The organism is Streptomyces sp. DI166, from assembly GCF_900091315.1.
GTDB lineage: Bacteria > Actinomycetota > Actinomycetes > Streptomycetales > Streptomycetaceae > Streptomyces > Streptomyces fuscus.
Genome location: NZ_FLSP01000085.1, coordinates 14,441 through 38,049 on the forward strand (window position 1 = coordinate 14,441; position 23,609 = coordinate 38,049).

A 23,609-nucleotide genomic window follows, 5' to 3' on the forward strand; every position below is an offset into this window, starting at 1 on the left:
CGCTCATGGACTTCGGATTCGGCGCCGAGGACGCGGAGTTCCGCGCGGAGGCCCGCGACTGGCTCGCCGCGCACGCCGACCCCGGGCAGGACCGCCGGGCCTGGGAGCGCGTCCTCGGGGCGGCCGGATGGATCGGGCTCTCCTGGGGCGAGAGCGGCTACGGCAACCGCACCGCCACCCTCACCCAACAGGTCGCCTGGGCCGAGGAGTACGCCCGCTCCGGCGCGCCCCCGCGCTCCGGCCACATCGGGGAGAAGCTGCTCGCGCCCACCCTCCTCGCCCACGGCACCCCCGAGCAGAAGGCCCGCTTCCTGCCCCCGGTGGCCGCCGGCGAGGAACTGTGGTGCCAGGGCTACAGCGAGCCCGGCGCGGGCTCGGACCTGGCCGCCGTACGCACCAGCGCCGTACGGGACTCCGACGGCACCCTGCGGGTCACCGGGCAGAAGATCTGGACCTCGCTCGCCCACGAGGCGGACTGGTGCTTCGTGCTGGCCCGCACCGAACCGGGCTCGCGCCGCCACCGGGGCCTGAGCTTCCTGCTGGTGCCCATGGACCAGCCCGGCCGGATCGAGGTCCGCCCGATCCGCCAGCTCACCGGCACCAGCGACTTCAACGAGGTCTTCTTCGACGGCGCCCACGCGCGCGTGGAGCACGTCGTCGGCGGCGAGGGCAACGGCTGGCAGGTCGCCATGAGCCTGCTCGGCTTCGAACGCGGGGTGTCCACCCTCGCCCAGCAGATCGGCTTCGCCCGGGAGCTGGAGCAGGTCGTACGGGCCGCCGTGGAGACCGGCGCCGCCGCCGACCCTGTGCTGCGCGACCGCATCGTGCGCCTGTGGGCCGAACTGCGCACCATGCGCTGGAACGCCCTGCGCACCCTGGGCGGCCCGGCCGACCCGGGCGCCGCCTCCGTGGCCAAGCTGCTGTGGTCCGGCTGGCACCAGCGGCTCGGCGAACTGGCGGTACTGGTGCGCGGGGCGGACGCGGCGGTCGGACCCCGGGACTGGGACGCGGCGGAGCCGTACGCGCTCAACGCGTCGCAGCACCTGTTCCTCTTCAGCCGGGCCGACACCATCTACGGCGGCTCGGACCAGGTTCAGCGCACGGTCGTCGCCGAGCGGGTGCTCGGTCTGCCCAGGGAACCCAAGGGGGTTGTGTGATGCGTGGGGTGCTGTTCGACGGGGAGCGGGCCGAGGTCGTGGACGGCTTGGAGGTGCGCGCACCGGGACCGGGCGAGGTGCTGGTCGCGATCGCGGCGGCGGGGCTGTGCCACAGCGACCTGTCCGTGGTCGACGGGACCATACCCTTCCCCGCGCCCGTGGTGCTGGGGCACGAGGGCGCGGGGGTGGTGGAGGCGGTCGGCGCCGGGGTCACACATGTCGCGCCCGGGGACCACGTCGCGCTGTCGACGCTGGCCAACTGCGGTGCCTGCCCGGACTGCGACCGGGGGCGGCCGACCATGTGCCGGCAGGCGATCGGCCGCCCGGAACGGCCGTTCACGCGGGACGGGCGGCCGGTGTTCCAGTTCGCCGCCAACTCCGCCTTCGCCGAGCGGACGGTCGTCAAGGCCGTCCAGGCCGTACGGATCCCCCGGGAACTTCCGCTCACCTCGGCCGCGTTGATCGGGTGCGGGGTGCTGACCGGGGTGGGGGCCGTGCTCAACCGCGCGCGGGTGGACCGCGGGGACACGGTGGTGGTGATCGGCACCGGCGGCATCGGGCTCAATGTCATCCAGGGCGCGCGGATCGCGGGCGCCCTGCGCATCGTCGCCGTGGACGCCAACCCGGCCAAGGAGGAGGCCGCCCGGCTCTTCGGCGCGACCGACTTCCTCACCTCCACCGAGAAGGTGCGCGAACTGCTGCCCCACGGCGCCGATCACGCCTTCGAGTGCGTCGGACGCGTCGAGCTGATCCGGCAGGCGATCGACCTGCTCGACCGGCACGGCCAGGCGATCCTTCTCGGCGTCCCCCCGGCCACCGCCGAGGCCTCCTTCCGGGTCTCCACCCTCTACCTCGACAAGTCCGTCCTGGGCTGCCGCTACGGCTCCTCCCGCCCCCAGCGCGACATCGCCCTGTACGCCGACCTCTACCGCGAGAAACGGCTGCTGCTGGACGAACTGGTCACCCGGACCTACCCGGTGGAGGACTTCGAGAAGGCGGCCGAGGACGCGGCGGCGGGCCGGGTCGCCCGCGCGGTGCTGACCTTCTGAACGGCCCTGTCGCACCTGTTCGTTAGGGTGCCGCCATGACGACGCGGGACCGGGACGGGGTGAACCGGCTCTACGGCTGACCCCCCGCCCCCACCCGTACCCCCTCCGCCCGGAACGTCCGCCGGTACGCCGTCGGCGTCACCCCCAGCGCCGCCTGGAGGTGCTGGCGCATCGACTGTGCCGTGCCGAACCCGGCGTCCCGTGCCACCTGGTCCACCGACAGATCGGTGGACTCCAGCAGGTGCCGGGCCCGTTCCACGCGCTGCTGGGTGAGCCACTGGCCGGGGCTGATGCCGACCTCCTCGCGGAAGCGGCGGGTGAAGGTGCGTACTGACATCGACTCCTGGGCGGCCATGTCCCGTAGCTGGATGGGCTCGTGGAGTCGGCCCAGGGCCCACGCGCGGGCCGTGGTCGTCGTGGAGGTCTGCGGATCGGGCACCGGGCGGTGGATGTACTGGGCCTGACCGCCGTCGCGGTGCGGCGGTACGACCGTACGACGGGCGATCTCGTTGGCGACGGCGGTGCCGTGGTCGCGGCGGACCATGTGCAGGCACAGGTCGATCCCGGCGGCGACGCCCGCCGAGGTGAGCACGTCGCCGTCGTCGATGAACAGCACGTCCGGGTCGACGTCGACGGCCGGGAACAGACGCTGCAAGTGGTCGGTCTCCGCCCAGTGCGTGGTGGCACGGCGCCCGTCCAGGTACCCGGCGGCGGCCAGCACGAAGACGCCGGTGCAGATGGAGGCGAGCCGGGTGCCGGGACGGATGTGGGCCAGCGCGGCGGCCAGCTCCTCGGTGAGCACGCCCTCCTCGAAGACCGGGCCCAGCTCGTAGGAGGCCGGGACGATCACCGTGTCGGCGGTGGCCAGCAGCTCGGGGCCGTGCTCGACCATGACCGCGAAGTCGGCGTCCGTGGCGACCGGGCCGGGCGGGCGGACCGAGCAGGTCAGCACCTCGTACAGCGGGCGGCCCGCGGAGTCCTTGGGGCGGCCGAAGATGCGGTGCGGGATGCCCAGCTCGAAGGGGAGCAGGCCGTCGAGGGCGAGGACGACGACCCGGTGCGGGCGGTGCGCGGACGACTCACGGGCGCTGCTCATGGCCCGATCCTAACGAAGGCTGTCCCTCGGGCCACTCGTTGAGTGCGCAATCAGCCGCGATCCTCGATCCGTGACCGAGACAATCCAGGCCGCGACCAGCGCGGAGGACCCCCAGAACCGGCCCGGGCGGCGTATTCACCGCGCCTGGTTCGTCGCCGCCGTCACCTTCGTGACGATCATCGGCGCCGCCGCCTTCCGCTCCCTGCCGGGGCTGCTGATCGACCCGCTGCACGAGGAGTTCGACTGGTCGCGCGGCACGATCGGGGCCGCCGTCTCCGTCAACCTCGCCCTCTACGGGCTGACCGCGCCCTTCGCGGCGGCCCTGATGGACCGCTTCGGCATCCGCAAGGTGGTGGCGGTCGCGCTGAGCGTGATCGCGCTCGGCTCGGGTGCGACGTACTGGATGACCGCGGCCTGGCAGCTGATGCTGTGCTGGGGCCTGCTGGTGGGCCTGGGCAGCGGCTCCATGGCGCTGGCGTTCGCGGCGACCGTCACCAACCGCTGGTTCACCGAGCGCCGGGGCCTGGTCACCGGCATCCTCACCGCCGCCTCGGCCTCCGGCCAGCTGATCTTCCTGCCGCTGCTGTCCTGGATCGTCGCCGAGCACGACTGGCGCCCGGCCGCCGTCACGGTCGCCCTGGCCGCCCTCGCGGTCGTCCCCTTCGTCTGGCTGCTGCTGCGCGACCACCCGGCCGACGTGGGCCTCAAGCCGTACGGCGCGACCGAGTTCGTGCCCAAGCCGCCGCCCGCGACCGGCGCCGCCCGCCGCGCCGTGAAGGTCCTCCTCGACGCGGCCCGCACCGGCCCGTTCTGGCTGCTGGCCGGCACCTTCGCGATCTGCGGCGCCTCCACCAACGGCCTGATCCAGACCCACTTCGTGCCCGCCGCCCACGACCACCACATGCCGGTGCAGGCCGCCGCCTCCCTGCTCGCGGTGATCGGTGTGTTCGACGTCGTCGGCACGATCGCCTCCGGCTGGTTCACCGACCGCTACGAGGCGCGCAGGCTGCTCGCCGTGTACTACGCCCTGCGCGGGATCTCGCTGCTGTTCCTGCCGATGCTGCTCGCGCCGAGCGTGCGCCCGCCGATGGTCTTCTTCATCGTCTTCTACGGCCTGGACTGGGTCGCCACCGTCCCGCCCACCGTCGCCCTGTGCCGGGAGCACTACGGCGAGGACAGCGCGATCGTCTTCGGCTGGGTCCTCGCCTCCCACCAGGTGGGCGCCGCCCTCGTCGCCTTCGCGGGCGGCGTCGCCCGGGACGCCTTCGGCTCCTACGACGTCGTCTGGTACGCCTCGGGCGCGCTGTGCGCGGCGGCGGCGCTGATGGCCCTGGTCATCCGCAGACGCCCGGCCACCGCGCCGGCGCTCGCCTAGCTGTGCCGTGTTCTGACTAGCGGGTGGTGTTACGCATCCGGCGGACCGTCAGGACCAGCAGGGCGCCCAGAGCCGCCGCTGCGGCCGCCGCGCCCGCGAGGAGTCCGGTGCCGTCGGTGCCGGTGCTCGCCAGGTTGCCGGTCGTCCCCGTCGTCCCGGTCGAGCCCGTGGTCCCGGCCGGGGCGCTGGGCGACGGGGTGGCGGCGCCGCCCTGCCCGTCGGGGTCGTTGCCGCCGTCGCCCGGGGTGGTCGGGGCGGGCGTGCTGGGCGTCGGGCTCGGCTCCGGCTCGTAGTCGCTCGGGGTGTCGATGACGATGGGCGCCGTGTTGTTGGCGAGGTTGCGGTCGTAGGCGGGCGTGATGTTGTAGACGGAGCTCGCCCGCACCTTGCCCTTCGGGTCCACGGCGTCCTTGTCGATCTTCAGCGAGAAGGTGTAGAGGTGCTTCTCGCCCACGTCGAGCGTGGCGTCGTCCTTGGGCCAGCAGACGTACTGCGCCCGGCCGAGCAGCGGCCCGCCGGTGGGGCCGTCGATGTGGAACGGCGAGCAGTCCTTGGGGACCTGGGTGGTGGTCGTGCCCGGCGGGATCGTCACCACCAGGCCGGGCAGGTCGTCGCTGACCTGGTTCTGGATCCAGCCCGGGCCGTCGTTGCGCAGTTCCAGCGTGACCGACTGCCCGTCGCCCGCGAGCCCTTCGGTCTCCTCGCCCACCGCCACCAGGTCGGCCCAGCTGTCGGCCTTCAGGGTCAGCCGCCGGTAGGCCTCGGAGAAGCCCGTGCCGGGCGCCTCGCCGGTGGCTGTGGTGCCGTACTCGACGGCCTCCATCAGGGCGTGCGGCAGGGCCTTGAAGCGCACCGGCACGGTGAGCGTGGCGCCCGGCTCGACGACCGTGTCCAGCTCGCACAGCGCCTGGCGGACCTGGTCGCCGACGGTGGAGTACGTGCAGTTACCGGCCTGCTCCGGGAAGTCCAGACCGCGGGTGAGCCGGATCCGGAAGGTGACGCCGTCGGCGGGAGCGGTGCCGTGGTTGGTGACGGTGACCTGCTGGTCGTAGAGCTCTCCCGGCTTCGGGGAGGCGGTCGGCAGCGTCGAGACCGTCAGCTCGGGCGCGCTCTCCTCGGCGTGCGCCGCGGGGGCGACCGCCGCGGGAACGGCGGCGGCGAACGCGGCGGCGGCCACGACGGCCGACGAACGGCGCGGGTACTGGCGCACGGGGACTCCTGAGGGGCTCGACAGGACCGGAACGGCTGCTTTCTCACCGGTCATGTCCTGGACTCATCAGGGGCGCCGAGGGTTGTACGGCAGAGCCTTAGAGGAACCGGCCCCGGTGGAAGAGCAGCGGTGCCGCGCCCGGCTCGTCCGCGCCGAGGGCGGCGACCCTGCCCACCACGATGAGATGGTCGCCGCCGGTGTGGACGGCGTGGATCGCGCAGTCCACCCAGGCCAGGGCGCCGGTCAGGCGCGGGGCGCCGGACACCGGTGCCGCGTCGAAGGCGACCCCGGCGAACTTGTCCCCTCCGCTGACCGCGAAGCCGCGGCACAGCTCGCCCTGGCCGGCGGCGAGCACGTTGACGCAGAACGCGCCCGCGCGGGCGATGCGCGGCCATGTCGTCGACGTACGGCCGACCATGAAGGCGACCAGGGGCGGGTCGAGGGAGAGGGAGGAGAAGGACTGGCAGGCGAAACCCGCGGGTGAGGTCTCGCCGTCGGCGGCGGCCGCGGTGACAACGGTCACGCCCGTCGCGAAGTTCCCGAGCACCCGGCGGAACTCGGCCTGGCTCACCGGCGCCCGCTCGTCCTCGCCGACACACCGCAGCCGTGGCCGGGGCGCCGGCTCCACGCGCGGGGCGTCGGCCGACCTGAGGTAGCGGACGGCCGCCGCGGCCATCCCTGCGTGTCCCATCACACCACCCATTGAATCTGACGATCCGTCAGATTGGAAGGGGTGTGCGAGGACGCCCGCGACGACCTGCGTACGCTGCGCCCATGAGGTGGGGGAACCGTCGGCCGACCGGCGAAAACGGCACAACACGTGAGCTGTACGCGGCGGCCGCGGTGGCGGCGGGACAGCTGCCGCCGCTTTGGCTGGCCCTGTGGATCGCGGAACAGGCCGGTGACGACTACGGCCGCGGGATCAACTCGCTGGGCCTCGCCTGCATGCTCGCTTTCGCGCCCCTGGTTCTGCCCGTGGTCGGGCTCGTCCAGGCCCTGATCCAGTCCGTGCCCGCCGGTCACCTGGCCGGGTTCCTCGCGGCACGCGCGCGTGGGCCGCGCCTGGCCTGGCACCTCGTGTGCGCGGTGCTGCTCGGCGTCGGCTGGGCGGCCCTCGTCACGCTGCCCTGGGGCGGGTCCTCGTTCGCCGTCACCGCGCTGCTCTTCGGCGGCCTCGGCATCCTCCCGGTCCTCGCCGTCGGCCACGTCCGCAGGCGACCGCGCTGGGGGTTCTGGGGCATCTGGTTCCGTTCCGGCCTGGCCTCCGTCGCGGTGTGCGTGCTGGTCGTCGCCGTCGGGCTGGCGGCCACCTTCGGCGGGCTGATCAAGGAGTACGAGCCTCCCCACCTGTCCGCCGCGCAGGTCACCGGCGTCTGGCAGGGCGCGGACGGCGCGGAGCTGCGACTGGCGGCGGACGGCGGGGCACGGCTGACCGCGCTGCCGACCGACCCCGGCACCGATCCCGAAGCCCGGCGCGACTACGTCGTCTGCGACGGCACCGGCACCTGGGAGCTGGAGCGGAAGACCTGGAACGGCCGGGACGGCGTCGCCCTCAGCCTCGACGGCGGCTGCGGGGCGGACACGTTCTGGGTGATCGGCGGCAGCGAGCACGACCCCGAGCTGTTCGTGCTGTTCGGCGACCCGGACGCCGGTGAACTGCGCGTCCTGGAGCTTCAGCGGCCCTCGTAGCGGGGCGTGCGCCGCTCCACGAAGCTCGCCACGCCCTCCCGGGCGTCCCGGGTGGTCATGTTGATCTCCTGCGCCGCCGCCTCCGCCGCGAACGCGGTCGCCCGGTCGCTGTCGAGGGAGGCGTTGACGAGCTGCTTGGTCAGGGCGAGGGCCCGGGTCGGCCCGGCGGCGAGCCGCTCGGCCCACTCCCGTGCCGTCTTCGCCAGCTCCCCGTCCGGGACGACCCGGTTCACCAGCCCCAGCCGCTCGGCGTCCGCCGCCGGGAGCGCGTCGCCGAAGAACATCAGCTCCTTGGCCCGCCGCGGCCCGACCAGCCGGGGGAGCAGATAGGCGCCGCCGCCGTCGGGGACGAGCCCGCGGCGGACGAACACCTCGATGAACCGGGCCGATTCGGCGGCCAGGACGAGATCGCAGGCGAGCGCCAGATGCGCGCCGAGGCCCGCCGCCGTGCCGTTGACGGCGGCGATCACCGGTTTCTCGCAGTCGAGGACGGCGGAGACAAGACGCTGGGCGCCCTGGCGGATGGTGCGGGCGAGGTCGCCGGGGACGGCTTCCTCGGCCCTGCCCGCGCCCGCCCCCGCTCCCGCCCGTAGATCCGCCCCGGCGCAGAATCCGCGTCCGGTGCCGGTCAGGACGACCGCCCGGACCGCCGGGTCGGCGGAGGCCTCGGCGAGCAGATCGATGAGGCGTTCGCGCTGGTCGGGGGTGAGGGCGTTGAGGGCCTCGGGGCGGTTGAGGGTGATGCGGGAGACCGCGTTGTCAGTGGTGTGCTGTACCAAGGAAGTCACGGAACTTCCGGACACACGGGGGGAATCGGTCATGTCAGCGACACACCGCCAACGCGTCCAGCGCCACCGCGCCCTGGCCCTGCCCCAGCACCATCAGCGGGTTGATGTCCAGCTCCGCCAGTTCGTCCCCCAGCTCCAGCGCCATGCGCTGCACGCGCAGGACGACTTCGACGAGCGCGTCCCGGTCCGCGGGGGGCCGCCCCCTGACCCCGTCCAGCAGGGCCCGCCCGCGCAGTTCGTGGAGCATGTCCCGGGCCTGCTCCTCCCCGAAGGGCGGCACGCGTACGGCCGTGTCCCGCAGTACCTCGACGAGCACCCCGCCGAGGCCGACGGTCACGGTGGGCCCGAACAGGTCGTCATGGGTGAGCCCCACGACCATCTCGACGCCCCGCTCGACCATCTGGCAGACCAGGATGCCGTCCAGGGCGACATCCTCGTAGCGGGCGATGTCGGTCAGCTCCCGGTAGGCGTCGCGGACCTGGCTGGCCGAGGTCAGACCCACCTTGACCAGGCCGAGTTCGGTCTTGTGCGCGATGCGGGCGCCGGAGGCCTTCATCACCACCGGGTAGCCGATCTGGCCGGCCGCCCGCACCGCCGCCGCCGCGCTGGTCACCAGGTGTTCGCGCGGTACGCGGATGCCGTACGCCCGCAGCAGTTGCTTCGCCGCGTGCTCGCTCAGCTGCTGGCCCGGGCGCATCAGTGCCTGCGCCTTGCGGGAGGAGGGCGAGGGGGTGCGCGGGGCGTGGTCGAAGGGGGAGCGGTAGCCGGTGACGAAGCGGTGGTGGTCGAGGTAGGCGCGCACGGCGGTGATGCAGTTGGCGACCGTGCGGAAGGTGGCGACCCGGGAGGAGCCCAGCAGGACCTCGCGGTAGGCGGGTTCGGTGCCCACCGGCGAGCCCCACACCACGCAGACCAGCTTGTCGGTGTGCTCGGCCGCGTCCACCAGGTCCCGCACGAGCCGGTCGCTGAGCGGTGGGAAGGGGCCGGTGACGGGGCAGATCAGGACGCCCACGGCCGGGTCGGCGAGGATCGCGTCGATGATCTTCCGGCCGCGTTCGTCGCCCACCGGGTGCCCGCCGTTGTCGACGGGGTTGGCGACGCTCAGGTACTCCGGTATCCACTGGTGCAGTTCGGCCTGTTTGGCATCGGAGAGCACCGGCAGCGGCAGCCCGGCCTCGGTCGCCAGGTCGGCGAAGTGCGCGCCCGTGCCGCCCGAGATCGAATAGACGACGACCCCGTCGGCGCGCGGGGGCCTGGCGCGGGCCAGCAGGGTGGCGGTGTCCTGGAGTTCGTCCAGACCGTCGACGCGGATCACGCCGTACTGCCGCATCGCCGCGTCCACCACCGCGTCCGCGCCGGTCAGCTTGCCGGTGTGGGAGGCGGCGGTGCGGGCGCCGGTCTCGGTGCGGCCCACCTTCACCGCGACCACGGGCACCTTGCGGCGGGCGGCGCGGTCGGCGGCGAGCAGGAAGGACCGGCCGTCCTTCAGGCCCTCCACGTAGCAGGCGATGGCGCCGACCTCGGGGCGTTCGGCGAAGTAGGACAGGAAGTCGGCGGTCTCCAGGTCGGCCTCGTTGCCGGTGGGCGCCCAGTGGGACAGGCGTACGCCCAGTTCCTGGAGAGCGAAGACGGGGCGGCCCTGGTGGCCGGACTGGGTGATCAGGGCGATGGCCGGTCCGTCGAGGTCGGTGCGGAACTCCTCGAAGGCGTTGAGGTTGGTGTTGGGGCCGAGCAGCCGCAGCCCGGAGCGGCGGACGGCGGCGGTCAGCCGCTCCTGCGCGGCGGCGCCCTCCTCACCGGTCTCGGCGAACCCGGAGGCGAAGGCGACCGCGAACTTCACCTTGGCCTCGGCCAGTTCCTCGATGACCGGAAGGGGGTCGGCGACCAGCAGCACGGCGAGGTCGACCGGTTCGGGCAGGTCGGCGACGGAGGGGGAGCAGGGGATGCCGAAGACGGCGGCGCGGCTCGGGTGCACAGGGTGGAGCCGGGCGCCGACCCGCTCGGACCAGGCGAGCAGTTGCCGGGTGACGCCGGTGTTGGGACGGCCCTCGGTGTCCGAGGCGCCGATCACGGCGACCGCCTCGGGCCGGAAGAAGCGGTCCAGATCGGGTACGTCGGCGTACAGCGGACGGCCGCTGACGTCGAGATCGTCGACCTCGGCCGGCCGGCCGTGGACGGCGGGACCGGGCTGTTCGCCGCAGGCGATGACCCGGGCCCGGCGGGAGTCGGTGGTGAGGGTGCCGTGGGTTGATCCAAGCATCGGTCCGCCCGCTCCTGTTGACAGCGAATAACTGACGCAGTGTCAGATTACTGAACTGACACGCCGTCAGGAACGGCTGTGCAGGCAAAGTTGACGGGCGAACCGGTGCGAGGGGGTGTTTCCGGGGCTCAGGCCCTCAGGCGACGGGCAGTCTGGACAGCCGCTCGGCGCCCCGCTTCGCCACCGCCCTGGCGATTTTCTCCGCGTCCATGGCCAGTTCGCGGAGCATGCCGCTGATGGGGTTGGTGAAGCCGGTGAAGTACAGGCCGGGGGCGCCCGCGGGGGTACGGGCGCCGTGCGCGAGGGGCTTGCCACGGGAGTCCAGGACGTCCAGGTGGCCGACGAGGCCCTCCAGGCCGCGCCGGTAGCCGGTGGCGGCGACGACGGCGTCCGGTTCGACGAAGGTGCCGTCGGCGAGGGCGACCTTGCCGTCCTCGAAGCCGTCGACGGCGGCCACGACCTCGACCTTGCCCGCCCGGATCGCGTCGATCAGACCGACGTCCTGCACCGGGACCGCGCCTTCGAGGACCCTGCTGTACAGACCGGTGTCCGGGCGGGGCAGCCCGTGCGCCGACAGGTCCGGCACGCTGACCTTGGCCAGCGGGCGGGAGAGCCGGTCGACCAGTCCGACCGGCAGCCGCCGGACCAGCACGCCCGAGTACTGGGCGGCCCAGCCGGCCGTGGAGCGGCGCACGATGTGCGGGGCGGTGCGCACCGCGAGCCGCACCCGGGAGGCGCCGCCCTCGACCAGGTCGACGGCGATCTCGGCACCGGTGTTGCCGACGCCGACGACCAGCACGTCCCGGCCCGCGTAGGGCTCGGCGTTGCGGTAGGCGGAGGCGTGCAGGAGCTCGCCGGTGTACTCCTCGCGGCCGGGCCAGTCGGGCAGGTGCGGGGTGTGGTTGTAGCCGGTGGCCACGACCACGGCGGCGCCGGTCAGCTCCCGTCCGCCGGTGGCGTGCAGCAGCCAGCCCTGTCCGTCCGGGGCGCGGTCGACGCGGGAGACCTCGACGCCGGTGACGATCTCCAGCTCGTGGTGCTCGGCGTACTTCTCCAGGTACCGCACCACGTCGTCCCGGGACACCCAGCGGCCGAACCTGCGCGGCATCGGAAGTCCGGGCAGGCCCGACAGGCGGCGGGTGGTGTGCAGGTGCAGCCGGTCGTAGTGACCGCGCCAGGAGGCGCCGACCCGGTCGGACTTCTCCAGGACGACGGCACGTATGCCCCGGGCGCGCAGGGTGTACGCGACGGCGAGACCGCCCGGACCGCCACCGATGACGTACACCGGGCGGTCCGCGGCGGCTGGTGAGAGCGCAGTGGAGTCGGCCATGAGCGCGAGCGTAATCACATGCCCCGTTGATGGGTCTCGGTCAAGACCACAATTGATTGCGGATTGATCACGCCTGTAGGAGGGGTGGGTGGGATCTGTGACGTACGGCGTCTGGTTGTGAGGGGCCGGGGGAGGTGCGCCTGCCCGCGGCCGAAGTGGCCCGGCCCCGCCGCCTCAGTCGTCCGCCGCCACCACCAGGGTCAGGATCTTCGCCGGGCGGTCGATGAGGATCAGTTCGTGGAAGTCGATGTGGATCGGGCCGTATTCGTGGCGGGCGTCCTCGGGGAGGGGGGCCAGTACGTAGGTGCTGGTGGCCGTGGCGATGGGGGTGTGGACCTGTTGCTGGATGCGCTGGACCAGGGCCTGGGGGACCGGGCCGTGCTGGACGGTCCAGGCGCGGATCAGCGCGCTGGCAGTGGCCGCGGACACCGGCCGGTACGCGTCCGGCGTGATGCGGTCGAGGCGCCACTGCCCGTGCCGGGGCCGGTCGAGGGCGCCGTTGCCGTCGTAGGTGTCGCGGAACTGCGGGTGCGCGATCAGGGCGGCCAGCAGCGCCCGGTCCTCCGGTGCCGCGGCGGCCAGCCGGAAGCGCTTGAGGTCGATCCAGCGGTAGCCGTGCGCGGAGGCGTCCGAGAACTTGAAGTCACGGAAGTTGATGAAGGGGCTGTCCAGGTGAACCAGGGCGGGCGGGGCGGCGTGCATACCGGTCATCGTAGGGTGATCCTGGCATAACGCGGCGTCCGTGGGGGAAGGGGTGCGCGGTCTTCCGGGGGTGTGCGGCGGTCTTCCGGGTGCCTGCGGCGGTCTTCCGGGGCATGACAATCTGACGTACCGTCAGATCCATGGACTCGATCTGGCTCAGCGGCGCGGAATGGGTGGCCGTGCTCCGGATAGGACTCGGTCTGTGGTGGCTGGAGAGCTGGCGGCACAAGGACAAGAAGACCTGGTTCCAGGGCGGCGGGATCGCCTGGGCGGCGGACATCGCCACCAAGCACCGCTGGAGCGCCGTACGCTCCGGCTTCGATGCCGTCGTCGCACCCCGGCCGCGCACCATGGCGTACGTCGTCGCCTACGCGGAACTCGCCCTCGGGCTCGGTCTGATCGCCGGTTTCCTGACCCCGGTCGCCCTGGTCGCCGGGCTGCTGCTGAACGCCGTCTACTTCACGCTGATGATCCACGACTGGGCGGAACAGGGCCAGAACTCGATGATGGCGCTGATCTCCCTGGTCGGTCTCTTCGGGATGTCCTGGCAGAGCTGGTCCCTCGACAGCGCCCTGGGGCTGTTCTGATGCCCGGCCCCTCCGGGAGGACCGGCCCGCCCGCCGCCCGCTTCGACCTTCCCGAGCCCGACTTCCTCAGCCGCCCCTACTGGGACGCGGCGGCCCAGGGGCGGCTGCTCGTCCGGCGGTGCGGGAGCTGTCACCGGGCCCACCACTACCCGCGCGAGTTCTGCCCGTACTGCTGGAGCGAGGATGTCTCCTGGGAGACCGCGAGCGGCCGGGCCACGCTCTACACCTGGTCCGTCGTCCACCGCAACGACCTGCCGCCCTTCGGCGAGCGCACCCCCTACGTCGCCGCCGTCGTCGACCTCGCCGAGGGCCCCCGCATGATGACGGAGATCGTGGAGGGCACCGGGGCGGAGGGGGACGCCCCGCTGCGCGCCGGAATGGAGCTGGAGGCCGCCTTCCGCGACGGCGTACCGGTGTTCCGCCCGCACCGCCCCGCGTGACCCGCACCGTCCTGCGAACGGGTGAGCGAGCGGTTTCAATGGCCGTATGACTCTCGTCAACCGGCACGGCACCGCGACCCCCCTGCCCGAGCTGCGCGCCGACGGTCTGCTGCTGCGCCCCTGGGACCCGGAGTCGGAGACGGACGTCGAGGCCTGGCTGCGCGGCCGGACCGACCCGGAGTTCACCCGCTGGAACACCCCGCTGCGCTTCACCGCCGACCGGGACACCGCCCGCGACCAGCTCAGGGCAGCCGTGCAGAACGCGGCGGAGGGCGCGGCGGCGCCGTACTGCGTCGCCGACCCGCGGACCCGGCAGCCGCTCGGGCACATCGGCGTCAACGTCATCAACCGCGTGATGAACACCGCGCGCGTCGGCTACTGGGTGCTGCCCGAGGCCCGCGGCCACGGGATCGCCACCCGCGCCCTCGCCGTCACCGCCCGCTGGGTGTTCACCGATCTGGGCCTGCACCGGCTGGAACTCGACCACGCCGTCGGGCACGATGCCTCCTGCCGCATCGCCGAGCGCTGCGGCTTCCGCTACGAGGGAACCCTGCGCGGCGCGATGTGGGAGGCGGGCCGCCACGACGCCTACCGCGACATGCATCTGCACGCCCGGCTCGCGGGTGACCCCGACCCCGGTCCGGTGGCGCGAAGGTGACGTCGCGTCGATGTGACGGTCGTGCGTTCACCCCGACAAGGCATGGCCAAGTCCCGTACAGACGCGGGATCATGAGACATGCGCTCGGACGACTGGTACGTCACCGAAGACCTCGACCGCTTCCTCGCCCACGCCGGAGGCTTCCTGCGGTCCCGCCCCGACCTGCACACCGTCGCCCTGACGGTGACGGAGTCGCTGCGCATGCGCGGACTGCACGCGTACGGCGGTGACGAACCCCCCGTCTTCGGGGTGATGGAGCGGGACGGACAGGTCCGCGGGGCCTACTTCCGCACCCCGCCCTACCGGCTCAACGTCACCCCGCTCAACGCCGACGAGACCGACGCCCTCGCCGCCCACCTCGTCGCCGTCGGCCAGCCGGTGCCCGGCATCATCGGCACCCGCGAGACCACCTCCGGATTCGTCCGCTCCTGGCAGCGCCACACCGGCGCCACCTCCGCCCTGCGCCAGCGCCAGCGGCTGTACCGGCTGGGCTCCCTGCTGCCCCCGCGCCCGGTGCCGGAGGGCCGGCCCCGGCTCGCGGGCGACAAGGACCGGGACCAACTCATCCGCTGGTACCGGGAGTTCACGGAGGCGGTCGGTGACCATGCCGCCGGGGACGTCGAGGCGTGGGCCGACCACCGCATCGCCTACGGCGGCATCACCTTCTGGGAGGACCCGGACGGCACCCCCGTCTCCATGTGCGGGGTGACCCCGACGGTCGCGGGCCAGGTCCGGATCGCCCCCGTCTACACCCCGCCCCACCTGCGCGGACGCGGATACGCGGGAGCGGTGACGGTCGAGGTCAGCCGCACCGCGCTGCGCTCCGGCGCCGAGGAGGTCCTGCTCTTCACCGACCTGTCCAACACCACCAGCAACGTCCTCTACCAACGGATCGGCTACCGGGCGGTGGCGGACTTCGAGGTGTATGACTTCTCCGGGACGGCGGATCGCTGAGCCCTGCCCGGCGCGCCTACGGCCACAGCAGCTCCCGGTCCCAACCCGGGCCGGAACGCCGGTAGTTCAGCCGTACGTGCCTGCGCCGCTCCTCGCCCTGGAAGAACTCCACCTCCTCCGGGCGGAGCCGGTACAGGGTCCAGGTCGGGACCGGGGCGGCCGGTTCGCGCTGGGCGCGGTCCCAGGCCTCGGCCGAGACGCGCTCCAACTCCTCCAGGGAGCCAAGGACTTCGCTCTGCCGCCCGGTCAGCGCCGCCGCGAGGGCGCCGGTGGAGCGGGCGTGCAGATCGGCCTGGCTGTCCGTCGACGGCGCCGCCGTGACCGTTCCGCGCACCCGGACCTGGCGGCCGAGCACCGGCCAGTAGAAGCCGAGGGCCGCGTACGGGCGGGCGGCGAGCTGGCGGCCCTTGCGGCTGGTGGCGTGGGAGGCGAAGGACCAGCCGTCCGCGTCGGCGCCGTGCAGCATCACGGTCCGTACGTCCGGCCGGCCCTCCTCGTCGGAGGTCGCCAGCGACATGGTGTGCGGCTCGGTCTGCCCCGCCGCCACCGCGTCAGCGAACCAGGCCGCGAACAGTGGCAGCGGCTCCTCGGGCGCCTTCTCGGGGTCGAACGGCGACAGCGTGGTCACCGCCGGGTCCCACACCCGCAGCGACCTCAGCAGATCATGAAGTTCCATGCCTCCGATTGTCAGACGTTGCCCAGGTCCGAGGACACCCACCGCTCCGGGCGCATCCGGACGACGACCTGCTCGCCGTGGTTCTTCCAGGCGAAGTCGACGTACGCGTCCACCTTCTCGGCGGGCAGATAGCGCGCCGAGATCTCCCGGAGCCGCTCGATCGTCGCGGGCACCGTCTCGATCACCGGGCCCTCCACCGACACGTACCGGATCGTCGGCTCCAGCCGGTCCACCAGCAGCGAGAACCGGCCCGCCTTGCCGATCAGCTCGTTCTTGCGGGAGTCGCGGCCGGTCATGATCCAGACGGTGCCGTCGTCCTCGACCTGGTACCAGATCGGCACGGTCAGCGGCGCCCGCCCCTCACCCGCGTCCACCGCCAGCGCGGCGACATGCGGCTCGGCGAGGAACTGCTCGCGCTCTTCGCGGGTCAGGGCCATGGGGTCTCCTCCTGCGGGTCGTCGAGGCGTGCGTGCGCGTACGTGCGCTGCGTGTTCATGGAGCACAACGGTCGTGCACGGCACGGCTGTTCCCGGTCCGGGCCCTCGCGCCCCTACCGCCCCAGCACCACCGTCCCCGACGAGCAGAACCAGCCCCCCGTCCCGGACGCCACGGCGAGCCGGGGCAGGTCTCCGTCGCGGGCCCGTACCTGACGCGCCCCGCACTCTCCGCGCAGTTGCCGTACCGCCTCCACGATGAGGAACAGTCCGCGCATACCGGGGTGCTGGGCGGACAGTCCGCCGCCGTCGGTGTTGACAGGCAGCTCCCGGGAGCGGACGAACGCCCCGCCCTCGCCCTTCTTGCAGAAGCCCAGGTCCTCCAGGGTCACCAGGGTCATGTAGGAGAAGGCGTCGTAGATCTGGGCGAGGTCGATCTCGGCGGGGCGGACACCGGCCCGCCCGAAGGCGAGCCGTCCGCTCACCGCGGCCGGGGAGACGGTGAAGTCCTCCCACTCGGACATCGTGGAGTGGGAGACGTACTCGCCCGTGCCGAGGATCCACACCGGTTCCGTGCGGCAGTCCCGGGCGTACTCCTCGGCCGCCAGCAGGACCGCGGCGCCGCCGTCGGAGCGGATGCAGCAGTGCAGCCTGGTGAACGGGTCCGCGATCATCGGCCCCGACAGGACGTCGTCGACGGTGATCGGGTCGCGGAACATGGCCTCCGGGTTGAGCGCGGCGTACTCGCGGGCCTGTACGGCGACCTCGGCCAGCTCCTCGATCGTCGTGCCGTGTTCGATCATGTGGCGGCGGGCGGCCATGGCGTACTTGGCGATCAGGGTGTGGCCGTACGGGACCTCGTACTGCAGGGGGCCGCGGGCGCCGAAGGAGAGGTCGCCGGTTCTGCGGCCCGCCCTGATGTCGGCGCGGGCGGTGGAGCCGTAGACGAGCAGGACGGCGTTGGCGTGGCCCGCGGCGATGGCGTCCGCCGCGTGCGCGGCCATGACCTCCCAGGTCGAGCCGCCGACCGAGGTGGAGTCGACCCAGGTGGGGCGCAGGCCCAGGTACTCGGCGATCTCCACGGGGGCGAGGACGCCGGTGCCGGCGGAGGCGAGGCCGTCGATGCGGGCGCGGTCGAGACCGGCGTCCGCGAGGGCGCGGCGGGCGGCCTGGGCGTGCAGGGTGTACGGGGTCGCGTCGTCGAGGCGGCCGCAGTCGGAGAGGGCCACACCGACCACGGCGACGTTCCGGTTTCCGGCAGTCACGACTGGCCACTCCCATCAGTGCGCCCCTCTGGGCATCTGGACCCGGCACTCCTAATATGACGGACCGTCAGATCCGGAGGGAAGGGGCAGCGATGGATGCCGGACTCACCGCGGAACAGGTCGAGATACGCCGGACACTCCGCGAACTGCTCCACAAGCGCTGCGGCCCCGAGGAACTGCGCGCCGCGGTCGACACGCCCGCCGGACACGACCCGGTCCTCTGGACGGTCCTCTCCGACCAGCTCGGCCTGCCGGGCCTGGCGCTCCCGGAGCGGTTCGACGGAGTCGGCGGCTCGGTGACGGAACTGGCCCTGGCGGCGGAGGAGTTGGGCCGCGCGCTGGCCCCGACCCCGTTCCTCGCCACGGCCGTGCTGGCCGCCCCCCTCGTCCTCGCCCTGGGCACGGACGCACAGCGCGCCGACCTCCTGCCCCGAATCGCCGGCGGCTGCCTCACCTGCGCCCTGGCGGCCCCCACCGCCTGTCTGGCCCTCACCGGCGACAACCGCGGCGACTGGGCGGGCGGCGGGCGCGCGGGCGGGGTCCAGGCCAGGCGCTCGGGCGCGGAGTGGCTCCTGTACGGCGAGGTCGACCGTGTCCTCGACGGCCACAGCGCGGACCTCCTCCTGGTGCCGGCCCACACCGGCGGCTACGCCCGCTCCCGTACGGACCTGTTCCTGGTCCCCTCCGACGCCCCCGGACTCGTCCGTACCCGCCTCACGACCCTCGACCAGACCCGCCCCCTGGCCCGCGTCCAGCTCCGGAACGTGCGGGCCGAACTGCTGGGCACGGGTGATGCCGACGTCCCGGCAGCCCTGTCCCTGCTGGGCGCGTCGGCCGCCACGGTCCTCGCCTGCGAGGCGGTGGGCGCCGCCGCCCGCGCCCTGGAGCTGACGGTGGACCACACCAGGCAACGCGAACAGTTCGGCCGCCCCATCGCCTCCTTCCAGGCGGTGAAACACCGCCTGGCGGACGTGTACGTCCAGGTGGAGGCGGCCCGCTCGGCGGCGTACTACGCGGCGTGGGCGGCGGGGGCGACGGGGGCGACCGACCGGGGGGAGCCGCCGGCTGGGGGTGAGTCCCCTGCTCGGGGGGAGCCACCCGGCCGGGGAGAGCCGCCCGCCCGGGGAGAGTTCCCCGCCCGGGGGGAGCCACCCGCTCGGGGGAGCCGCCCGCCCGGGTAGAGTTCCCCGCCCGCGGAGAGTCGCCCGACCGGGGGAAGCCGCTCGCTGGGGGAGAGCCACCCGCCCGCGGAGAGCCGCCCACCCGGGGGGAGCCCCCCACCCGGGGGGAGCCGCCCACCCGGGGGGAGCCCCCCACCCGGGGAGAGCCGCCCGCCCCGGAAAGACCCCCCCACCCCCCCACGACCCCATCGCCCCCCTGGCCCTCGCCCAAGCCCTGGAAGCTGTCCGCGTGGCCTCCGCCGAGGCGATTCAGCTGCATGGGGGTATCGGGTTCACCTGGGAGCACGGCGCCCAGCTCTACTTCAAGCGCGCCGCAGGTGATGAGCTGCTCTTCGGTCCCGTGCACCGGCTCAGGGGGTACGCGGCCGAGGTGGCTCGGTTGTTCGAGGCGGCGGAGGTGACGGTGTGATCGGCGTCCGGGTGGTGCAGAAGGTGTCCTCCACGCGCGGGTTCGCCAAGGTCGCCCCGCATGTCGTCCCCGCGCTCGACAGGGCCGTCCACCGGCTCACCCGGGGCCGCGTCCTGCTCAGCGCCCAGTTGCTGCCCGGCGTGATCCTGACCTCCACCGGGGCCCGCAGCGGGCAGCCCCGGCGGACGCCGCTCGCCTGTATGCCGGAGCCCGAGCGGGGGAGTTGGCTGCTGATCGGGTCCAACTTCGGGCGTACCGGGCACCCCGCCTGGACCGCGAACCTGCTCGCCCGTCCCGACGCCGAGATCAACTGGAAGGGCGCCGACATCCCGGTCACCGCGCGGCTGCTTGAGGGGGAGGAGCGGGCGGCCGCGTGGAAGGCCGCGCTCGCCTTCTGGCCGCCGTACGCCACGTATCAGGCGCGGGTGGAGCGGGAGATCCGGCTCTTCCGGCTCGTCCGGCGCAGCCCCTGAACGGGGCTCACAGCGTGTGCTGCACCAGCAGGAACGCCCCGATGCCCAGCATCGCCGCCCCGCTGGTCCGGGTCACCGCGCGGGCCGCCGCCGGGCGGGCGCCCAGGACCGCGCGGGCGCCGAAGCCGACGGAGAGGTAGACCGCGGCGCAGCACGCCATGTGGAGCAGTCCGAGGGTGGCCGTCTGCGCGGGGACCGGCAGGTGGCCGCCGCCCGTGACCAGGAACTGCGGCAGGACCGACAGGTACAGCAGCAGCCCCTTCGGGTTCAGGCCGCTGATCACGGCCCCGCGCAGGAAGACCCGCTCTCCCGTGCCCTCCGCCGCCCCGGGCACCCCCGGCCGCCGCAGCACGCTCCAGCCGAGCCAGACCAGGTACCCGGCCCCGGCCACCGTCAGCCCGGTCAGCAGCGCGGGACGGCTCGCGACGAGTACCGCGAGTCCCGCCGCCGCCAGCACCGTGTGCAGGGCGTAACCGCTCACGAGTCCCGCCACCGCCCGCGCCACCGAGCCGCCGCGCAGCCCCGCCGAGATCGCGTACGCCCAGTCGGCGCCCGGCACACAGACCAGCAGCAGATCGAGGGCGAGGAAGGAGATGAGGGTTCCCGAGTCCATAGCGGGCAGATTAGGCGGGAATGGCCCGAAAGTGTTGTCGATATTTGCTCGACACCGGGCTTCATGGGGGAAGATCTGCCCCATGGACGACGTTGATCGGAAAATTCTTGCCGAGCTCCAGCAGGACGGGCGGCTGACCGTCACCGAGCTGGCCGGACGGGTGCGGCTGAGCGTCTCGCCCTGTCACCGCCGGCTCAGGGAGCTGGAGCGCTCGGGGGCGATCAGCGGCTACCGCGCGGTCGTGGACCCGGCCGCCGTGGGCCTGACCTTCGAGGCGCTGGTCTTCGTCTCGATGCGGCAGGAGGACCGCGACACCGTCGCCGAGTTCGAGCGGGCCATCGGGGAGATCGAGCATGTCCTGGACGCCCAGCGGCTGTTCGGCGAGCCGGACTACCTGCTGCGGGTGGCGACCGCCGACCTCGCCGCCTTCCAGCGGCTCTACGACGAGCGTCTGGCCACCCTGCCGGGCGTGCAGCGGCTGACCTCGACGCTGGTGATGAAGCACGTGGTGCGCGACCGCCCGCTGCCCGCATAGCGGCAGGCGGCCGTCCACCTCGGTGAACGGCCGCCTGACAGACAGGACTTGGGGCCTGGGGAGAGCGAAAGGGGAGCGTGCCGGGGCGCCTACTTCGTGGGCTTCTTGCCCGTCACGCCCAGGTGCACCAACAGCGCCAGGTTCGGCTTGAGTTCCGCCTGCTTGACACCCCAGGACTGGAAGCCCTTCTGGTGCGAGGCCACCGCCGCGAGCATCGCGACCAGCGCACCCGCCACCGCGGCCGGGTTGACGTCCTTGTCGACCTTGCCCTTGGCCTGCAACTCGGCGACCGCGTCCGCGAGGGAGTTGTTCACGGAGTTGAGGATCTTCATACGGAGTTTGTAGAAGCGCTTGTCGCCCTCGGCCGCGCCGAGATCGACCACGCGCAGGATCGCGTCGTGCTTGCGCCAGAACTCCAGGAACCCGTCGACGAGTTCCTGCGAGGTCTGCCAGGCCGACTTGCCGACCCAGGAGCGGCCCTGGAGGAGTTCGGTCAACCCGGCGCCCTCGGCGGCCATTTGATCGGCGATCTCCAGGACGGCGCCCTCGACGTCCGGGAAGTACTGGTAGAAGGTCGCGGGTGAAGTGCCCGCCTTCCGGGCGACATCGATGACCTTGACGTCCCGGTAGGGGGAGGAGCTGAGCATCTCGCTGAGGCAGTCGAGCAGCTTCTGCCGGGTCGCCTGCCCACGCCGACCGGCCACGCGGCCGTCGACGGTACGCACTTGTCCTGTCATGCCGTCAGCTTACCGAGGGGTGATCGGAGCGCGATTCGGCCGACTGCAAATGGGGTGCGCGAGGGTTCGGAGCCTGGTGTGCCTGGTCTGCGCGGTGCGTGAGCGCCCGTTACTTTGGCGGCATGGCCGAAAACAGGGCATCTCGGTATGCGGAGGGCGTCCCCTGCTGGGTGGACGTCCAGCTTCCCGACGTCGAGGCGGGCAAGCGGTTCTACGGTGATCTCTTCGGATGGAGCTTCGAGGACAGTTACGCGCTCAAGGAGGGGGAGCGCGTCGCCGCGCTGCTCCCCAAGACGGACGGGCGGATGCCGACCGTGTGGACCGTCTACTTCGCCACCCCGGATGTCGAGGCGTTGGCCCGGCGGGTCCTGGAGGCGGGCGGGAACATCGTCGCCGCGCCCCTGGAGACCCGCTCGGGGGAGGCGGTGACCGCCCTGGTCACCGACCCCGAGGGCGCCGTCTTCGGCCTCTGGCAGCCGCTCGCCCACCCCGGCTTCGGCCGCCGCCACGAGATCGGCACCTTCGCCTGGGCGCAGCTGTACGCCCGGGACACCGAGACCGCCAACGACTTCTACGGCCCCCTCTTCCACGCGGCCCTCTTCGGCCCGGACGCCAAGCCCGACTTCGGGCGCGCCCCGGTCGCCGACGTCTTCTTCCCGGAGATGCCGCCGCACTTCGTCGTCCACTTCCGGGTGGCGGACTGCGCGCGGGCCGTGGAGCGGGTGACGGGTCTCGGCGGACGGGTCCAGGCGCCACCCTTTGAGACGTCGTACGGCACTGTGGCCGTAGTCACGGACAATCAAGGGGCCTCTTTCGCGCTGCTCCAGCGGCCGGACTGAGGTTTTTGTCCGGAGACACCCCGATTTGCCCCCGGGTTCGCAACCGCGCCCCGGGACAGGAAGAATCGGGGTGCGTGCCGCCATGGCGGTGCCGTGGTGAGACGCTGCACGGGGTCGCGTACATACGTGGGTGACGCGGCCCGTACGGGGAGGTGGCAGGCAAGTGGTGGATCAGCTGACGCAGCACGATCCGCGGCGGATCGGGCCGTTCGAGGTGCTGGGACGGCTGGGCGCCGGCGGCATGGGGCTGGTCTATCTCGCGCGCTCGGCGTCCGGCCGGCGCGTGGCGATCAAGACGGTCCGCACGGAGCTGGCCGAGGACCAGCTCTTCCGTGTCCGCTTCACGCGCGAGGTCGAGGCGGCCCGCGCCGTGTCCGGGTTCTACACCGCGGCCGTGGTCGACGCCGACCCGCGCGCCGCCGTGCCGTGGCTGGCCACCGCGTACGTGCCCGCGCCCTCCCTCGAAGAGATAGTGAACGAGTGCGGGCCGCTCCCGGCCCAGGCGGTGCGCTGGCTGGCGGCGGGCGTGGCGGAGGCCCTCCAGTCGATCCACGGCGCCGGTCTCGTCCACCGTGACCTCAAGCCCTCCAACGTCCTCGTCGTCGAGGACGGCCCCCGGGTGATCGACTTCGGTATCGCCTCCGGCGTTTCGAACACCCGTTTGACCATGACGAACGTCGCGGTCGGCACCCCCGCCTACATGTCCCCCGAGCAGGCGAAGGACTCCCGCAGCGTCACCGGCGCCAGCGACGTCTTCTCGCTCGGCTCGATGCTGGTGTTCGCCGCGACCGGCCACCCGCCCTTCCACGGCGCCAACCCGGTCGAGACGGTCTTCATGCTGCTGCGCGAGGGCCCGGACCTGGAGGGCCTGCCGGACGAGCTGCGCCCGCTGATCGAGTCCTGCATGCAGATGGACCCGACCGCCCGCCCCAACCCGGCCGACCTCCAGGCCCAGCTCGCCCCGCACCTGTTCGGCTCCGGCTCCGACGACAGCGGTACGGCCTCGGCGTGGCTGCCCGAGCGGGCGGTCAGCCTGATCGAGGCGCGGCGGGGCGGCCGTCCCCCGACCAAGTCCACGCCGCCGTCCGGGGGCCGCAGCGGCGGCCGGATGGTCCCGCCGCCCCCGCCCCACGACCCCGTGGTCCCGGCCCC

At 73.1% G+C, this 23,609-nt stretch carries 25 protein-coding genes and 1 pseudogene; 14 read left to right on the forward strand and 12 right to left on the reverse strand.

Going from position 1 to position 23,609, the window contains the following annotated elements; translation table 11 throughout:
• The first annotated feature begins 5 nt into the window (after nt 1–5).
• Nucleotides 6–1,157 (forward strand): acyl-CoA dehydrogenase family protein, encoded by a 1,152-nt coding sequence (locus GA0115233_RS31310; protein WP_093723692.1) that lies wholly within the window; start codon nt 6–8, stop codon nt 1,155–1,157.
• The gene (locus GA0115233_RS31315; protein ID WP_093723693.1) at nt 1,157–2,206 is read left to right on the forward strand and encodes a Zn-dependent alcohol dehydrogenase; all 1,050 of its coding nucleotides are present in this window, start codon (nt 1,157–1,159) and stop codon (nt 2,204–2,206) included. The genes GA0115233_RS31310 and GA0115233_RS31315 overlap by 1 nt, the downstream gene beginning before the upstream one ends.
• Before the next feature lie 70 nt (nt 2,207–2,276).
• Here the strand turns inward: GA0115233_RS31315 and GA0115233_RS31320 are convergent, their stop codons facing one another.
• A complete protein-coding gene (locus GA0115233_RS31320) occupies nt 2,277–3,302 on the reverse strand; it encodes a GlxA family transcriptional regulator (protein ID WP_093723694.1) in 1,026 nt (341 codons plus the stop codon).
• 70 nt (nt 3,303–3,372) lie between these two features.
• Here GA0115233_RS31320 and GA0115233_RS31325 point away from each other — a divergent pair, with 70 nt between their 5' ends.
• Entirely contained in the window at nt 3,373–4,677 is a 1,305-nt protein-coding gene (locus GA0115233_RS31325; RefSeq protein WP_093723695.1) for an MFS transporter, read from the forward strand.
• A gap of 16 nt (nt 4,678–4,693) precedes the next feature.
• Here the strand turns inward: GA0115233_RS31325 and GA0115233_RS31330 are convergent, their stop codons facing one another.
• Together GA0115233_RS31330 and GA0115233_RS31335 are read right to left on the reverse strand one after the other, a co-directional pair.
• Complete coding sequence (locus GA0115233_RS31330) at nt 4,694–5,887, reverse strand: hypothetical protein (protein WP_093723696.1); 1,194 nt, start codon at nt 5,885–5,887, stop codon at nt 4,694–4,696.
• Nucleotides 5,888–5,984: 97 nt separating this feature from the next.
• A complete protein-coding gene (locus GA0115233_RS31335; protein WP_093723715.1) occupies nt 5,985–6,578 on the reverse strand; it encodes a flavin reductase family protein in 594 nt (197 codons plus the stop codon).
• An 83-nt stretch (nt 6,579–6,661) separates the two neighbouring features.
• On the opposite strand from GA0115233_RS31335, the gene GA0115233_RS31340 reads away from it, so the two are divergent.
• Entirely contained in the window at nt 6,662–7,576 is a 915-nt protein-coding gene (locus GA0115233_RS31340; protein ID WP_093723697.1) for a hypothetical protein, read from the forward strand.
• Here the strand turns inward: GA0115233_RS31340 and GA0115233_RS31345 are convergent.
• The 4 genes from GA0115233_RS31345 to GA0115233_RS31360 form a co-directional block, all read right to left on the reverse strand.
• Nucleotides 7,561–8,397: an enoyl-CoA hydratase/isomerase family protein gene (locus GA0115233_RS31345; RefSeq protein ID WP_093723698.1), complete on the reverse strand. Its 837-nt coding sequence runs from the start codon at nt 8,395–8,397 to the stop codon at nt 7,561–7,563. The two genes, GA0115233_RS31340 and GA0115233_RS31345, sit on opposite strands and share 16 nt — an antisense overlap.
• 1 nt (nt 8,398) lies before the next feature.
• Nucleotides 8,399–10,624, reverse strand: a complete 2,226-nt coding sequence (locus tag GA0115233_RS31350; protein WP_093723699.1) for an acetate--CoA ligase family protein — start codon at nt 10,622–10,624, stop codon at nt 8,399–8,401.
• A 136-nt stretch (nt 10,625–10,760) separates the two neighbouring features.
• Nucleotides 10,761–11,954 (reverse strand): flavin-containing monooxygenase, encoded by a 1,194-nt coding sequence (locus GA0115233_RS31355; RefSeq protein ID WP_093723700.1) that lies wholly within the window; start codon nt 11,952–11,954, stop codon nt 10,761–10,763.
• 174 nt (nt 11,955–12,128) lie between these two features.
• Entirely contained in the window at nt 12,129–12,665 is a 537-nt protein-coding gene (locus GA0115233_RS31360) for a hypothetical protein (RefSeq protein ID WP_093723701.1), read from the reverse strand.
• A 131-nt stretch (nt 12,666–12,796) separates the two neighbouring features.
• Here GA0115233_RS31360 and GA0115233_RS31365 point away from each other — a divergent pair, with 131 nt between their 5' ends.
• The 4 genes from GA0115233_RS31365 (at nt 12,797) to GA0115233_RS31380 (ending at nt 15,295) form a co-directional block, all read left to right on the forward strand.
• The gene (locus GA0115233_RS31365; protein ID WP_093723702.1) at nt 12,797–13,243 is read left to right on the forward strand and encodes a DoxX family membrane protein; all 447 of its coding nucleotides are present in this window, start codon (nt 12,797–12,799) and stop codon (nt 13,241–13,243) included.
• The gene (locus tag GA0115233_RS31370) at nt 13,243–13,683 is read left to right on the forward strand and encodes a Zn-ribbon domain-containing OB-fold protein (protein ID WP_093723703.1); all 441 of its coding nucleotides are present in this window, start codon (nt 13,243–13,245) and stop codon (nt 13,681–13,683) included. Before GA0115233_RS31365 ends, GA0115233_RS31370 begins: the two co-directional genes overlap by 1 nt.
• A gap of 46 nt (nt 13,684–13,729) precedes the next feature.
• Nucleotides 13,730–14,341 (forward strand): GNAT family N-acetyltransferase, encoded by a 612-nt coding sequence (locus GA0115233_RS31375; RefSeq protein ID WP_093723704.1) that lies wholly within the window; start codon nt 13,730–13,732, stop codon nt 14,339–14,341.
• Between the two features lie 78 nt (nt 14,342–14,419).
• Nucleotides 14,420–15,295 (forward strand): GNAT family N-acetyltransferase, encoded by an 876-nt coding sequence (locus GA0115233_RS31380; protein WP_093723705.1) that lies wholly within the window; start codon nt 14,420–14,422, stop codon nt 15,293–15,295.
• Nucleotides 15,296–15,311: 16 nt separating this feature from the next.
• Here the strand turns inward: GA0115233_RS31380 and GA0115233_RS31385 are convergent, their stop codons facing one another.
• From GA0115233_RS31385 to GA0115233_RS31395, 3 genes are all read right to left on the reverse strand, one after another.
• Nucleotides 15,312–15,971 (reverse strand): pyridoxine/pyridoxamine 5'-phosphate oxidase, encoded by a 660-nt coding sequence (locus tag GA0115233_RS31385; RefSeq protein WP_093723706.1) that lies wholly within the window; start codon nt 15,969–15,971, stop codon nt 15,312–15,314.
• Between the two features lie 11 nt (nt 15,972–15,982).
• Entirely contained in the window at nt 15,983–16,408 is a 426-nt protein-coding gene (locus tag GA0115233_RS31390; protein WP_093723707.1) for a pyridoxamine 5'-phosphate oxidase family protein, read from the reverse strand.
• 113 nt (nt 16,409–16,521) lie between these two features.
• Nucleotides 16,522–17,670, reverse strand: coding sequence for a thiolase C-terminal domain-containing protein (locus tag GA0115233_RS31395; RefSeq protein ID WP_093723708.1), 1,149 nt, complete (start codon nt 17,668–17,670; stop codon nt 16,522–16,524).
• A 92-nt stretch (nt 17,671–17,762) separates the two neighbouring features.
• Between GA0115233_RS31395 and GA0115233_RS31400 the strand changes: the two genes are divergently transcribed.
• The 3 genes and pseudogenes from GA0115233_RS31400 to GA0115233_RS31410 all read left to right on the forward strand — a co-directional run bounded on the left by GA0115233_RS31400 (nt 17,763) and on the right by GA0115233_RS31410 (nt 19,733).
• On the forward strand, nt 17,763–18,851 hold the full coding sequence (locus tag GA0115233_RS31400) for an acyl-CoA dehydrogenase family protein (RefSeq protein ID WP_093723709.1): 1,089 nt from the start codon (nt 17,763–17,765) through the stop codon (nt 18,849–18,851).
• Nucleotides 18,852–19,047: 196 nt separating this feature from the next.
• A pseudogene (locus tag GA0115233_RS31405) lies at nt 19,048–19,260 on the forward strand (acyl-CoA dehydrogenase); the annotation flags it as partial.
• Nucleotides 19,257–19,733, forward strand: a complete 477-nt coding sequence (locus GA0115233_RS31410) for a nitroreductase family deazaflavin-dependent oxidoreductase (RefSeq protein ID WP_093723710.1) — start codon at nt 19,257–19,259, stop codon at nt 19,731–19,733. The pseudogene GA0115233_RS31405 and the gene GA0115233_RS31410, both read left to right, overlap by 4 nt.
• A 7-nt stretch (nt 19,734–19,740) precedes the next feature.
• Here the strand turns inward: GA0115233_RS31410 and GA0115233_RS31415 are convergent, their stop codons facing one another.
• A complete protein-coding gene (locus tag GA0115233_RS31415; RefSeq protein ID WP_093723711.1) occupies nt 19,741–20,346 on the reverse strand; it encodes a LysE family translocator in 606 nt (201 codons plus the stop codon).
• A gap of 82 nt (nt 20,347–20,428) precedes the next feature.
• Between GA0115233_RS31415 and GA0115233_RS31420 the strand changes: the two genes are divergently transcribed.
• A complete protein-coding gene (locus GA0115233_RS31420; RefSeq protein WP_093723712.1) occupies nt 20,429–20,881 on the forward strand; it encodes an Lrp/AsnC family transcriptional regulator in 453 nt (150 codons plus the stop codon).
• 89 nt (nt 20,882–20,970) lie between these two features.
• Here the strand turns inward: GA0115233_RS31420 and GA0115233_RS31425 are convergent, their stop codons facing one another.
• Nucleotides 20,971–21,618: a TetR family transcriptional regulator gene (locus tag GA0115233_RS31425; RefSeq protein WP_093723713.1), complete on the reverse strand. Its 648-nt coding sequence runs from the start codon at nt 21,616–21,618 to the stop codon at nt 20,971–20,973.
• Between the two features lie 122 nt (nt 21,619–21,740).
• Between GA0115233_RS31425 and GA0115233_RS31430 the strand changes: the two genes are divergently transcribed.
• Nucleotides 21,741–22,457: a VOC family protein gene (locus GA0115233_RS31430; RefSeq protein ID WP_093723714.1), complete on the forward strand. Its 717-nt coding sequence runs from the start codon at nt 21,741–21,743 to the stop codon at nt 22,455–22,457.
• 163 nt (nt 22,458–22,620) lie between these two features.
• The coding region (locus GA0115233_RS31435) for a serine/threonine-protein kinase (RefSeq protein ID WP_176712013.1) at nt 22,621–23,609 on the forward strand (989 nt) is incomplete at its 3' end.

What these genes read in the sequence shown, in the direction of transcription:
- GA0115233_RS31355 (WP_093723700.1), bottom strand. Translation starts at nt 11,954, where the DNA reads ATGGCCGACTCCACTGCGCTCTCACCAGCCGCCGCGGACCGCCCGGTG.
- GA0115233_RS31345 (WP_093723698.1), bottom strand. Translation starts at nt 8,397, where the DNA reads ATGACCGATTCCCCCCGTGTGTCCGGAAGTTCCGTGACTTCCTTGGTA.
- GA0115233_RS31360 (WP_093723701.1), bottom strand. Translation starts at nt 12,665, where the DNA reads ATGACCGGTATGCACGCCGCCCCGCCCGCCCTGGTTCACCTGGACAGC.
- GA0115233_RS31385 (WP_093723706.1), bottom strand. Translation starts at nt 15,971, where the DNA reads ATGGAACTTCATGATCTGCTGAGGTCGCTGCGGGTGTGGGACCCGGCG.
- GA0115233_RS31380 (WP_093723705.1), top strand. Translation starts at nt 14,420, where the DNA reads ATGCGCTCGGACGACTGGTACGTCACCGAAGACCTCGACCGCTTCCTC.
- GA0115233_RS31400 (WP_093723709.1), top strand. Translation starts at nt 17,763, where the DNA reads ATGGATGCCGGACTCACCGCGGAACAGGTCGAGATACGCCGGACACTC.
- GA0115233_RS31415 (WP_093723711.1), bottom strand. Translation starts at nt 20,346, where the DNA reads ATGGACTCGGGAACCCTCATCTCCTTCCTCGCCCTCGATCTGCTGCTG.
- GA0115233_RS31390 (WP_093723707.1), bottom strand. Translation starts at nt 16,408, where the DNA reads ATGGCCCTGACCCGCGAAGAGCGCGAGCAGTTCCTCGCCGAGCCGCAT.
- GA0115233_RS31320 (WP_093723694.1), bottom strand. Translation starts at nt 3,302, where the DNA reads ATGAGCAGCGCCCGTGAGTCGTCCGCGCACCGCCCGCACCGGGTCGTC.
- GA0115233_RS31310 (WP_093723692.1), top strand. Translation starts at nt 6, where the DNA reads ATGGACTTCGGATTCGGCGCCGAGGACGCGGAGTTCCGCGCGGAGGCC.
- GA0115233_RS31350 (WP_093723699.1), bottom strand. Translation starts at nt 10,624, where the DNA reads ATGCTTGGATCAACCCACGGCACCCTCACCACCGACTCCCGCCGGGCC.
- GA0115233_RS31430 (WP_093723714.1), top strand. Translation starts at nt 21,741, where the DNA reads ATGGCCGAAAACAGGGCATCTCGGTATGCGGAGGGCGTCCCCTGCTGG.
- GA0115233_RS31375 (WP_093723704.1), top strand. Translation starts at nt 13,730, where the DNA reads ATGACTCTCGTCAACCGGCACGGCACCGCGACCCCCCTGCCCGAGCTG.
- GA0115233_RS31425 (WP_093723713.1), bottom strand. Translation starts at nt 21,618, where the DNA reads ATGACAGGACAAGTGCGTACCGTCGACGGCCGCGTGGCCGGTCGGCGT.
- GA0115233_RS31340 (WP_093723697.1), top strand. Translation starts at nt 6,662, where the DNA reads ATGAGGTGGGGGAACCGTCGGCCGACCGGCGAAAACGGCACAACACGT.
- GA0115233_RS31335 (WP_093723715.1), bottom strand. Translation starts at nt 6,578, where the DNA reads ATGGGACACGCAGGGATGGCCGCGGCGGCCGTCCGCTACCTCAGGTCG.
- GA0115233_RS31420 (WP_093723712.1), top strand. Translation starts at nt 20,429, where the DNA reads ATGGACGACGTTGATCGGAAAATTCTTGCCGAGCTCCAGCAGGACGGG.
- GA0115233_RS31365 (WP_093723702.1), top strand. Translation starts at nt 12,797, where the DNA reads ATGGACTCGATCTGGCTCAGCGGCGCGGAATGGGTGGCCGTGCTCCGG.
- GA0115233_RS31315 (WP_093723693.1), top strand. Translation starts at nt 1,157, where the DNA reads ATGCGTGGGGTGCTGTTCGACGGGGAGCGGGCCGAGGTCGTGGACGGC.
- GA0115233_RS31370 (WP_093723703.1), top strand. Translation starts at nt 13,243, where the DNA reads ATGCCCGGCCCCTCCGGGAGGACCGGCCCGCCCGCCGCCCGCTTCGAC.